9 protein-coding genes and 1 tRNA gene are annotated in these 11,664 nt (G+C 64.4%); all 10 read left to right on the top strand.

The features are described 5' to 3' along the window. On the top strand, window positions 1-253 hold a 253-nt coding region (locus AC1D1T_RS24690; RefSeq protein ID WP_477991569.1), incomplete at its 5' end, for an EF-Tu C-terminal domain-related protein. An 18-nt stretch (window positions 254-271) separates the two neighbouring features. Then, window positions 272-347: transfer RNA gene (locus tag AC1D1T_RS24685), tRNA-Trp, on the top strand. Between the two features lie 111 nt (window positions 348-458). Continuing rightward, window positions 459-842, top strand: coding sequence for a preprotein translocase subunit SecE (gene secE / locus AC1D1T_RS24680; RefSeq protein WP_047510946.1), 384 nt, complete (start codon window positions 459-461; stop codon window positions 840-842). A gap of 10 nt (window positions 843-852) precedes the next feature. Further along, the gene (nusG, locus tag AC1D1T_RS24675; RefSeq protein ID WP_477992652.1) at window positions 853-1,452 is read left to right on the top strand and encodes a transcription termination/antitermination protein NusG; all 600 of its coding nucleotides are present in this window, start codon (window positions 853-855) and stop codon (window positions 1,450-1,452) included. Window positions 1,453-1,615: 163 nt separating this feature from the next. After that, a complete protein-coding gene (gene rplK, locus AC1D1T_RS24670; protein ID WP_047510949.1) occupies window positions 1,616-2,047 on the top strand; it encodes a 50S ribosomal protein L11 in 432 nt (143 codons plus the stop codon). A 2-nt stretch (window positions 2,048-2,049) separates the two neighbouring features. Then, on the top strand, window positions 2,050-2,760 hold the full coding sequence (rplA, locus tag AC1D1T_RS24665) for a 50S ribosomal protein L1 (protein WP_047510951.1): 711 nt from the start codon (window positions 2,050-2,052) through the stop codon (window positions 2,758-2,760). Between the two features lie 276 nt (window positions 2,761-3,036). Then, a complete protein-coding gene (gene rplJ / locus AC1D1T_RS24660; RefSeq protein WP_047510976.1) occupies window positions 3,037-3,567 on the top strand; it encodes a 50S ribosomal protein L10 in 531 nt (176 codons plus the stop codon). 41 nt (window positions 3,568-3,608) lie between these two features. Further along, window positions 3,609-3,989, top strand: coding sequence for a 50S ribosomal protein L7/L12 (gene rplL / locus AC1D1T_RS24655; protein ID WP_047510954.1), 381 nt, complete (start codon window positions 3,609-3,611; stop codon window positions 3,987-3,989). Between the two features lie 311 nt (window positions 3,990-4,300). Then, the gene (rpoB, locus tag AC1D1T_RS24650) at window positions 4,301-8,425 is read left to right on the top strand and encodes a DNA-directed RNA polymerase subunit beta (RefSeq protein ID WP_047510957.1); all 4,125 of its coding nucleotides are present in this window, start codon (window positions 4,301-4,303) and stop codon (window positions 8,423-8,425) included. Window positions 8,426-8,442: 17 nt separating this feature from the next. Beyond that, the coding region (rpoC, locus tag AC1D1T_RS24645) for a DNA-directed RNA polymerase subunit beta' (RefSeq protein ID WP_477992651.1) at window positions 8,443-11,664 on the top strand (3,222 nt) is incomplete at its 3' end.

The raw sequence follows: 11,664 nt of genomic DNA, 5'->3' as shown, positions 1-11,664 counted from the left end.
GCTGAGCAAGGAAGAAGGCGGCCGCCACACGCCGTTCTTCAACAACTACCGGCCGCAGTTCTACTTCCGCACGACGGACGTGACGGGCGCGGTGGAGCTGCCGAAGGACAAGGAAATGGTGATGCCTGGCGACAACGTGAGCATCACGGTGAAGCTGATCGCCCCGATCGCGATGGAAGAAGGCCTGCGCTTCGCCATCCGTGAAGGCGGCCGCACCGTCGGCGCCGGCGTCGTCGCCAAGATCCTCGAGTAATTTGCGTTTGAAGGCCACAGGGGTATAGCTCAACTGGCAGAGCGCTGGTCTCCAAAACCAGAGGTTGGGGGTTCGATTCCCTCTGCCCCTGCCAATCGGTGAAGTTGGTGGGGTTGAGATTGGTGGCCCAAGCAGCCCGCACGGCGACGAAAAGCCCCGGCGGGCTTTGCTGCTGAAAAGCGGCACATGTTTTTTGAAGAGCGAAATGTCGAATCCACAAGTCGAAACCGTCTCCACGGGCACTGACAAGGCCAAGCTCGCCGCCTCCGGCGTGCTGGTGATCGTGGCCGTGGCGGCGTTCTATGCGCTCGGCAAGCAGGATCTCTGGCTGCGCGTCGGCGCCCTGGTGCTGCTGCTGGTGGCTGCCGTCGGGCTGTTCTTCACGTCCGAAAGCGGCAAGCAGCTGATCGCCTTCGGGCAGGATTCGTCGCGCGAAGTCCGCAAGGTCGTCTGGCCGAGCCGCAAGGAAGCGACCCAGATGACGCTGTACGTCTTCGCCTTCGTGGTCGTGATGGCGCTGTTCCTGTGGTTCACCGACAAGACGCTCGAATGGGTGCTGTACGACCTGATCCTGGGCTGGAAGCGTTGAGGACATCCTGATGAGTGAACAACAGCCCAACGAGCAAACCGCCGCCGAAGCCGTGCCCGCGCCCCTGGCGCCGGCCGGCAACAAGCGCTGGTACGTGGTGCATGCCTATTCGGGCATGGAGAAGGCCGTCGAGCGCAACCTGCGCGAGCGCATCGACCGCGCCGGCATGCAGGACAAGTTCGGCCGCATCCTGGTGCCGATGGAAGAGGTCGTCGAGCTGAAGAACGGCAAGAAGGCCGTGACCGAGCGCCRCTTCTTCCCGGGTTACGTGCTGGTCGAGATGGAAATGGCCGACGACACCTGGCACCTGGTGAAGCACACCAGCAAGGTCACCGGCTTCGTCGGCGGTGCGAAGAACCGCCCGGCGCCGATCTCCGAAGCCGAGGTGATGAAGATCGTCACCCAGATGCAGGAAGGCGTCGAGAAGCCGCGCCCGAAGGTCGAGTGGGAAGTGGGCGAACTGGTGCGCGTCAAGGAAGGCCCGTTCACCGACTTCAACGGCGCGATCGAGGACGTCAACTACGACAAGTCCAAGGTGCGCGTCTCGGTCACGATCTTCGGCCGCGCCACGCCGGTCGAGCTCGACTTCTCGCAGGTCGAGAAGGTCTGACGGCCTGAAGAATTCGGGCCCGGATGGCGGCCCGGCAAGGCAACTTGCAAAGGCCATCCCGTTGATGCCGGTGACGAGACACCGGTACGAGGAGCAAGGGTAACCAGCCCCTTGCGTTGGCACTCAAGGCCCGTCTGCCAAGGCAGGCCTCTCTGGAGAAATCATGGCAAAGAAGATTGTCGGCTTCATCAAGCTGCAAGTACCGGCCGGCAAGGCCAACCCGTCGCCCCCGATCGGCCCGGCCCTCGGCCAGCGCGGCCTGAACATCATGGAGTTCTGCAAGGCGTTCAACGCGCAGACCCAGGGGCTGGAACCCGGCCTGATGCTGCCGGTCGTGATCACCGCGTTCGCGGACAAGTCCTTCACGTTCATCATGAAGTCGCCCCCGGCGACCGTGCTGATCAAGAAGGCGATCAAGCTCGACAAGGGCTCGGCCAAGCCGCACACCGACAAGGTCGGCAAGATCACCCGTGCCCAGCTCGAAGAGATCGCGAAGACCAAGGTCAAGGACCTGACGGCAGCCAACATGGATGCCGCCGTTCGCACGATCGCAGGCACCGCCCGCTCGATGGGCGTGACCACTGAAGGAGTCTGAGCATGGCCAAGCTGACCAAACGCCAAAAGGCCGTCGCCGGCAAGGTTGACAGCACCAAGCTGTACGCCATCGACAACGCGCTGGCCATCGTCAAGGAATGCGCGACCGCCAAGTTCGATGAATCCATCGACGTGGCCGTGCAACTCGGCATCGACGCCAAGAAGTCCGACCAGGTCGTTCGTGGCGCCGTCGTGCTGCCCAACGGCACCGGCAAGACCAAGCGTGTCGCGGTGTTCGCGCAAGGCGCCAAGGCTGAAGAAGCCCGTGCCGCCGGCGCCGACATCGTCGGCATGGACGACCTCGCCGAACAGGTGAAGGCCGGCAACCTGAACTTCGACGTCGTGATCGCCTCGCCGGACACGATGCGGATCGTCGGTACGCTGGGCCAGATCCTCGGCCCGCGCGGCCTGATGCCGAACCCGAAGGTCGGCACCGTGACGCCCGACGTGGCCACCGCGGTGAAGAACGCGAAGGCCGGCCAGGTGCAGTTCCGCGTCGACAAGGCCGGTATCGTCCACAGCACCATCGGCCGTCGCTCGTTCGACGCCGACAAGCTGGTGGGCAACCTGCGCGCGCTGATCGAGGCCCTGAACAAGGCCAAGCCGGCATCGAGCAAGGGCATCTACCTGCGCAAGGTGGCGGTGTCGTCGACGATGGGCGTCGGCGCCCGCGTCGATGTCGCTTCGATCAACGCGTCCGCAGTGGCCGCCTGATCCGATCCGACAGATAAGAAATCGAGGGTCGGCACGAGTCTGGTGCCGGTCCGATGAATTGGTGGGCTGGTCCGGTGAAAGCCGGGCCAGGTCATCCAAGACCGCAGGCGTGGCCCCCGGGCCGCTTAATCGACGAGACGGTGGCGACACCCGATCCGAAGCCCGCGCAGATGGCGATCCCACTGGCAAGGAACCCTGGTTCCAAGGCAGAGGTCGCTGAATCGTGGTGTGTCCTGATGCTTCATGCGGACGGACACGATGTGTGAGGAGCAGACCTTGAGTCTCAATCGCAACGAGAAAGCAGCCGTGGTGACGGATGTGGCCGCGCAAGTCGCGCGTTCACAGACGTTGGCGCTGGCCGAGTACCGTGGCCTCACCGTGGCTCACCTTGACACCCTGCGCAAGCAGGCGCGCGACAAGGGCGTGTACCTTCACGTGCTGAAGAACACCCTGGCTCGCCGTGCCGTTGCCGGTACGTCGTTCGAGGTGGCTGCGGAAAGCTTCGTCGGCCCGCTGATCTACGGTTTTTCCGAGGACCCCGTTGCCGCGGCCAAAGTCATCGCCGACTTTGCCAAGGGCAACGACAAGCTCGTCATCAAGGCTGGTGCGTACGCCGGCAAGGTCCTGAACGCCGACGGCGTGAAGGCCCTGGCCAGCATTCCCAGCAAGGAAGTGCTGCTGTCGCAGCTGGCCGGCCTGCTGATGGCACCGGTGCAGCGCACGGCCGCCGTCCTGGCCGCCCTGGCCAAGCAACGTGGCGAAGGTGCTGCAGAAGCAGCCCCCGCCGCCGAAGCTGTCCCGGCCTGAAGACGACCCTCTCAACCTTTACCTGATATCTAGGAACCAAAATGGCATTCGATAAAGACGCATTCCTGACCTCGCTGGACAGCATGTCGGTGATGGAACTCAACGACCTGGTCAAGGCCATCGAAGAGAAGTTCGGCGTGACCGCCGCTTCCATGGCCACCGGCGGTGGCGGCGGTGGCGGCGGCGCTGCTGCTGCTGTCGTTGAAGAAAAGACCGAATTCAACGTCGTGCTGCTCGAAGCCGGCGCGAACAAGGTGTCGGTCATCAAGGCCGTGCGCGAACTGACGGGCCTGGGCCTGAAGGAAGCCAAGGACCTGGTCGACGGCGCTCCGAAGCCCGTCAAGGAAGCCATCCCCAAGGCCGACGCCGAAGCCGCTGTCAAGAAGCTGGTCGAAGCTGGCGCCAAGGCCGAAATCAAGTAATTCGGCCTGTCAGCACGAGGCTGGGTGCCGGTTTTCGGCCCCAGCCTTTTGCGCTTCAGGGGTTTGTCCCCCTGAGGACACCTGAAAGGGCGGGAACGACGACAATGTCGATCCTCCCCTCCTTTTCAAGTGTTCTCTGATCCGACTGCAGAGAACGGGTTTGGTCGGACTCCGGTGCAATGCCGGGGTTGTCCGCCAGCGGTTGGTAGTGGCCAGCCACCAAGCGTCGAACGCAATGTTCGAAAGACAGTCGCCGACGGGAGCAGGCCTGGGCCCGGCTCTGTTCCCCGATACGGAGTGAGAAATCACATATGGCGCAGCACGCAACCCCCTACAGCTACACCGAGCGCAAGCGGATTCGCAAGAGCTTCGGCAAGCGCGAGAGTGTCCTCAACGTTCCCTATCTGCTGACGATGCAGAAGGAGTCGTACGTCGCCTTCCTCCAGAAGGACGTCGCTCCGCAGAAACGCAAGCCTGAAGGCCTGCAGGCCGCTTTCCTCTCCGCTTTCCCGATCGTGTCGCACAACGGGTTCGTGGAGATGAAGTTCATCGAGTTCAACATGGCCAAGCCCGCGTTCGACACGCGGGAGTGCCAGCAGCGCGGGCTGACCTACGCCGCCGCGGTGCGTGCCAAGCTGCAGATGATCATCTATGACCGCGAGTCGCCGCAGGCGAAGACGGTCAAGGAAATCAAGGAACAAGAGGTCTACATGGGCGAAGTGCCGCTCATGACCGACTACGGTTCGTTCATCGTGAACGGCACCGAGCGCGTGATCGTCTCGCAGCTGCACCGCTCGCCGGGCGTGTTCTTCGAGCACGACAAGGGCAAGACCCACAGCTCGGGCAAGCTGCTGTTCAGCGCCCGCATCATTCCGTACCGCGGCTCCTGGCTCGATTTCGAGTTCGACCCGAAGGACATCCTGTACTTCCGCGTCGACCGCCGCCGCAAGATGCCGGTGACGATCCTGCTGAAGGCCATCGGCCTGAACCCGGAATCGATCCTCGCGAACTTCTTCGTGTTCGACAACTTCCGCCTGATGGACTCCGGTGCCCAGATGGAGTTCGTCGCCGACCGCCTGCGCGGCGAAGTGGCCCGCTTCGACATCACCGACAAGAACGGCAGCGTCGTCGTCGAGAAGGACAAGCGCATCACCGCGCGCCACACGCGCCAGATCGAGCAGAGCGAGACGCAGTTCATCAGCGTGCCGGAAGACTTCCTGGTCGGCCGCGTGCTGGCCCGCAACATGGTCGACCCGGACACCGGCGAGATCATCGCGAAGGCGAACGACGAGCTGACCGACTCGCTGCTGAAGAAGCTGCGCAGCGCCGGTGTGAAGGAGATGCAGTGCCTCTACACCAACGAGCTGGACGAAGGCGCCTACATCTCGCAGACGCTGGCCGCCGATGAAACGGCCGACCAGCTGGCTGCGCGCGTCGCGATCTACCGCATGATGCGCCCCGGCGAGCCGCCGACCGAAGACGCCGTCGAGGCGCTCTTCAACCGGCTGTTCTACAACGCCGACACGTACGACCTGTCGCGCGTGGGCCGCATGAAGTTCAACGCCCGCGTCGGCCGCGACGTGCCGGAAGGCCCGATGACGCTGTCGAACGACGACATCCTCGACGTCGTGAAGATCCTCGTCGAGCTGCGCAACGGCCGCGGCGAAGTCGATGACATCGACCACCTGGGCAACCGTCGCGTGCGCTGCGTGGGCGAGCTGGCCGAGAACCAGTACCGCTCGGGCCTCGCCCGCATCGAGAAGGCCGTCAAGGAACGCCTCGGCCAGGCCGAGACCGAAGCGCTGATGCCGCACGACCTGATCAACTCCAAGCCGATCTCCGCGGCGCTGAAGGAGTTCTTCGGTGCGTCGCAGCTGTCGCAGTTCATGGACCAGACCAACCCGCTGTCCGAGATCACGCACAAGCGTCGCGTCTCGGCCCTGGGCCCGGGCGGCCTGACCCGCGAACGCGCCGGCTTCGAAGTCCGCGACGTGCACCCGACCCACTACGGCCGCGTGTGCCCGATCGAGACGCCGGAAGGCCCGAACATCGGCCTGATCAACTCGCTGGCCCTGTACGCCCAGCTCAACGAGTACGGCTTCCTCGAGACGCCGTACCGTCGCGTGGCCGACGGCAAGGTGACGATGCAGATCGATTACCTGTCGGCCATCGAGGAAGGCAAGTACGTGATCGCGCAGGCCAACGCCTCGCTCGACGCCGACGGCAAGCTGATCGACGAGCTGGTCTCCGCGCGTGACAACGGCGAATCGATCCTGACCTCGCCGGAGCGCATCCAGTACATGGACGTGGCGCCGACGCAGATCGTCTCGGTGGCCGCCTCGCTGGTGCCGTTCCTCGAGCACGATGACGCGAACCGCGCGCTGATGGGCGCCAACATGCAGCGCCAGGCCGTGCCGACGCTGCGCCCCGAGAAGGCGCTGGTGGGTACCGGTGTCGAACGCGTCGCCGCGAAGGACTCGGGCACGGTCGTGGCCGCGCGCCGCGGCGGTGTCGTGGACTACGTCGACACCAACCGCATCGTGATCCGCGTCAACGACAACGAGACGGTGGCCGGTGAAGTCGGCGTCGACATCTACAACCTGATCAAGTACCAGCGTTCGAACCAGAACACGAACATCCACCAGCGTCCGATCGTCAAGCGCGGCGACAAGGTCGAAGCCGAGGACATCATCGCCGACGGCGCCTCGACCGACATCGGCGAGCTGGCGCTCGGCCAGAACATGCTGGTCGCGTTCATGCCCTGGAACGGCTACAACTTCGAAGACTCGATCCTGATCAGCGAACGCGTGATCGCCGACGACCGCTACACCTCGATCCACATCGAGGAACTGGTGGTGATGGCACGCGACACCAAGCTGGGCTCGGAAGAAATCACGCGCGACATCCCGAACCTGAGCGAGCAGCAACTGGCTCGCCTGGACGAGTCGGGCATCGTCTACGTGGGCGCCGAGGTCAACCCGGGCGACACGCTGGTGGGCAAGGTCACGCCGAAGGGCGAGACCACGCTGACGCCGGAAGAGAAGCTGCTGCGCGCGATCTTCGGCGAGAAGGCCTCCGACGTGAAGGACACCTCGCTGCGCGTCGACCAGGGCACCAGCGGCACCGTCATCGACGTGCAGGTCTTCACCCGCGAAGGCATCCAGCGCGACAAGCGCGCGCAACAGATCATCGACGATGAACTGAAGCGCTACCGCCTCGACCTGAACGACCAGCTGCGCATCGTCGAGGCCGACGCGTTCGACCGGATCGAGAAGCTGCTGTCGGGCAAGATCGCCAACGGCGGCCCGCAGAAGATCGCCAAGGGCACCGCCATCGACAAGGCCTACCTGGCCAGCGTCGAGAAGTACCACTGGTTCGACATCCGCCCGGCGGACGACGACATCGCCAACCAGCTCGAGTCGATCAAGAACTCGCTGGAGCAGACGCGCCACAGCTTCGACCTCGCGTTCGAAGAGAAGCGCAAGAAGCTCACGCAGGGCGACGAGCTGCCGGCCGGCGTGCTGAAGATGGTGAAGGTGTACCTGGCCGTCAAGCGCCGCCTGCAACCCGGCGACAAGATGGCCGGCCGCCACGGCAACAAGGGCGTCGTGTCCAAGATCAACCCGATCGAGGACATGCCGCACATGGCCGACGGCACGCCGTGCGACATCGTGCTGAACCCGCTGGGCGTGCCGTCGCGGATGAACGTCGGGCAGGTGCTCGAGGTCCACCTGGGCTGGGCCGGCAAGGGCATCGGCCAGCGCATCGGCGACATGCTGCAGGCGCAATCCAAGGTGGCCGAGCTGCGCAAGTTCCTCGACGAGCTCTACAACAAGTCGGGCGGCAAGACCGAGCGCCTGGACCACCTGAGCGACGACGAGATCCTCGAGATGGCCGGCAACCTGAGCAAGGGCGTGCCGTTCGCGACGCCGGTGTTCGACGGTGCGGCCGAAGAGGAAATCCGCGGCATGCTGAAGCTGGCCTACCCGGACGAGATCGCCAAGGTCAAGGGCCTGACGGCCACGCGCACCCAGGCCACGCTGTACGACGGACGCACCGGCGACGCTTTCGAGCGTCCGGTCACGGTCGGCTACATGCACGTGCTGAAGCTGCACCACCTGGTCGACGACAAGATGCACGCCCGTTCCACCGGCCCGTACTCGCTGGTCACGCAGCAACCGCTGGGCGGCAAGGCCCAGTTCGGTGGCCAGCGCTTCGGCGAAATGGAAGTGTGGGCCCTGGAAGCCTACGGCGCGTCCTACGTGCTGCAGGAAATGCTGACCGTCAAGTCCGACGACGTGAACGGCCGCACCAAGGTGTACGAGTCCATCGTCAAGGGTGAGCACGCGATCGAGGCCGGCATGCCGGAGTCGTTCAACGTGCTGGTCAAGGAAATTCGTTCGCTCGGTATCGACATCGAGCTCGAGCGCAACTAAAGAAAAGGAAACAGAACATGAAGGGTTTGCTTGATCTGTTCCGCCAGTTCACCCCTGATGAGCATTTCGATGCCATCAAGATCGGGCTGGCTTCCCCCGAGAAAATTCGGTCGTGGTCGTTCGGCGAAGTGAAGAAGCCGGAGACCATCAACTACCGCACCTTCAAGCCGGAGCGCGATGGCCTGTTCTGCGCCAAGATCTTCGGCCCGATCAAGGACTACGAGTGCCTGTGCGGCAAGTACAAGCGCCTGAAGCACCGTGGCGTGATCTGCGAGAAGTGCGGCGTCGAAGTGACGCAGACCAAGGTTCGCCGTGACCGCATGGGCCACATCGACCTGGCGGCGCCGTGCGCGCACATCTGGTTCCTGAAGTCGCTGCCGTCGCGCCTGGGCCTGGTGCTCGACATGACGCTGCGCGACATCGAGCGCGTGCTGTACTTCGAAGCGTACGTGGTGGTCGACCCCGGCATGACCCCGCTGAAGAAGTTCAGCATCATGTCGGAAGACGACTACGACGCGAAGCGCACCGAGTTCGGCGACGAGTTCGTCGCGCTGATGGGCGCCGAAGGCGTGCAGAAGCTGCTGGCCGAGATGGACCTCGATGTCGAGATCGAGCGCCTGCGCGGCGACATGACCGGCTCCGAGCTGAAGGTCAAGAAGAATTCCAAGCGCCTGAAGGTGATGGAAGCCTTCAAGAAGTCGGGCATCAAGCCGCAGTGGATGGTGATGAACGTGCTGCCCGTGCTGCCGCCGGACCTGCGTCCGCTGGTGCCGCTGGACGGCGGGCGCTTCGCCACGTCGGACCTGAACGACCTCTACCGTCGCGTCATCAACCGCAACAACCGCCTGGCCCGCCTGCTCGAACTGAAGGCGCCGGAGATCATCGTGCGCAACGAGAAGCGCATGCTGCAGGAAGCGGTCGACTCGCTGCTGGACAACGGCCGTCGCGGCAAGGCGATGACCGGTGCCAACAAGCGCGCGCTGAAGTCGCTGGCCGACATGATCAAGGGCAAGAGCGGCCGCTTCCGCCAGAACCTGCTGGGCAAGCGCGTCGACTACTCGGGCCGTTCGGTCATCGTGGTCGGCCCGACGCTGAAGCTGCACCAGTGCGGCCTGCCGAAGCTGATGGCGCTCGAGCTGTTCAAGCCGTTCATCTTCTCGCGCCTGGAAGCCATGGGCATCGCCACCACCATCAAGGCGGCGAAGAAGGAAGTGGAATCGGGCACGCCGGTGGTGTGGGACATCCTTGAAGAAGTCATCAAGGAACACCCGGTGATGCTGAACCGCGCGCCGACGCTGCACCGCCTGGGCATCCAGGCGTTCGAGCCGGTGCTGATCGAAGGCAAGGCGATCCAGCTGCACCCGCTGGTGTGCGCTGCGTTCAACGCCGACTTCGACGGTGACCAGATGGCCGTCCACGTGCCGCTGTCGATCGAAGCGCAGATGGAAGCCCGCACGCTGATGCTGGCCTCCAACAACGTGCTGTTCCCGGCCAACGGCGAACCGTCGATCGTGCCGTCGCAGGACGTGGTGCTGGGCCTGTACTACGCGACCCGCGAGCGCATCAACGGCAAGGGCGAAGGCATCATCTTCTCCGACGTCGTCGAAGTGCAGCGCGCGCTGGACAACGCCGCAGTCGAAGTCACCGCGAAGATCAGCGTGCGCCTGACCGAGTGGACGAAGAACAAGGTGACCGGCGAGTTCGTGTCGGAAACCAAGCTCGTCGACACCACCGTCGGCCGTGCGCTGCTGTCCGAGATCCTGCCGAAGGGCCTGCCGTTCTCGAACATCAACAAGGCGCTGAAGAAGAAGGAAATCTCGCGCCTGATCAACACCTCGTTCCGCAAGTGCGGTCTGAAGGAAACGGTCGTGTTCGCCGACAAGCTGCTGCAGTCGGGCTTCCGCCTGGCCACGCGCGCCGGCATCTCGATCGCGATCGACGACATGCTCGTGCCGAAGGAAAAGCCGGGCCTGATCGACCGCGCCGAGAAGGAAGTGAAGGAGATCGAGCAGCAGTACGTCTCGGGTCTCGTCACCGCCGGCGAGCGCTACAACAAGGTCGTGGACATCTGGGGCAAGACCGGCGACGAAGTCGGCAAGGTCATGATGAGCCAGCTGGCCAAGCAGCGCGTGCTCGATCGTCACGGCAAGGAAGTCGACCAGGAGTCGTTCAACTCCATCTACATGATGGCCGACTCGGGTGCGCGCGGCTCCGCTGCGCAGATCCGCCAGCTGGCCGGCATGCGCGGCCTGATGGCCAAGCCGGACGGCTCGATCATCGAGACGCCCATCACGGCGAACTTCCGTGAAGGCCTGAACGTGCTGCAGTACTTCATCTCCACCCACGGCGCCCGAAAAGGCCTCGCGGACACGGCGCTGAAGACGGCGAACTCCGGCTACCTGACGCGTCGACTGGTCGACGTGACGCAGGATCTGGTGGTCACCGAAGACGATTGCGGCACGCAGAACGGCATCAACATGCGCGCGCTGGTCGAAGGTGGCGAAGTGATCGAATCGCTGCGCGACCGCATCCTCGGCCGCGTCACCGCGATCGAGGTGCTGCATCCGGAAACGGGTGAACAGCTGCTGACCGGCGGCACCATGCTCGACGAAGACGCACTCGACGGCCTCGAAGCCGCCGGCGTCGACGAAGTGAAGGTGCGCACCGCGCTGACCTGCGGCACGCGCTTCGGCCTGTGCGGCAAGTGCTACGGCCGCGACCTGGGTCGTGGCGGCCTGGTGAACCGCGGCGAGGCAGTCGGCGTGATCGCGGCGCAGTCGATCGGCGAACCGGGCACGCAGCTGACGATGCGCACGTTCCACATCGGCGGCGCGGCTTCGCGTGCGGCGGTGGCGTCCAGCGTCGATGCGAAGTCCGATGGCCACATCGGCTTCAACGCGACGATGCGCTACGTGACCAACGGCAAGGGCGACCTGGTCGTGATCTCGCGCTCGGGTGAAATCATCATCGCCGACCAGCACGGTCGCGAGCGTGAGCGCCACAAGGTGCCGTACGGCGCGATCCTGAACATCAAGCCCGACCAGCAGCTCAAGGCTGGCACGGTGCTGGCCAACTGGGATCCGCTGACCCGCCCGATCATCACGGAATTCGCCGGCAAGGCGAAGTTCGAGAACGTCGAGGAAGGTGTCACGGTCGCCAAGCAGCTCGATGAAGTGACCGGCCTGTCGACGCTGGTCGTGATCGACCCGAAGCGCCGCGGCGCGGCCAAGGTCGTGCGT

It is taken from the genome of Rhizobacter sp. P2_H3 (genome assembly GCF_056403355.1).
Note: the sequence above shows the minus strand (reverse complement) of the source record. Positions and strands in the feature narration are given on the sequence as shown.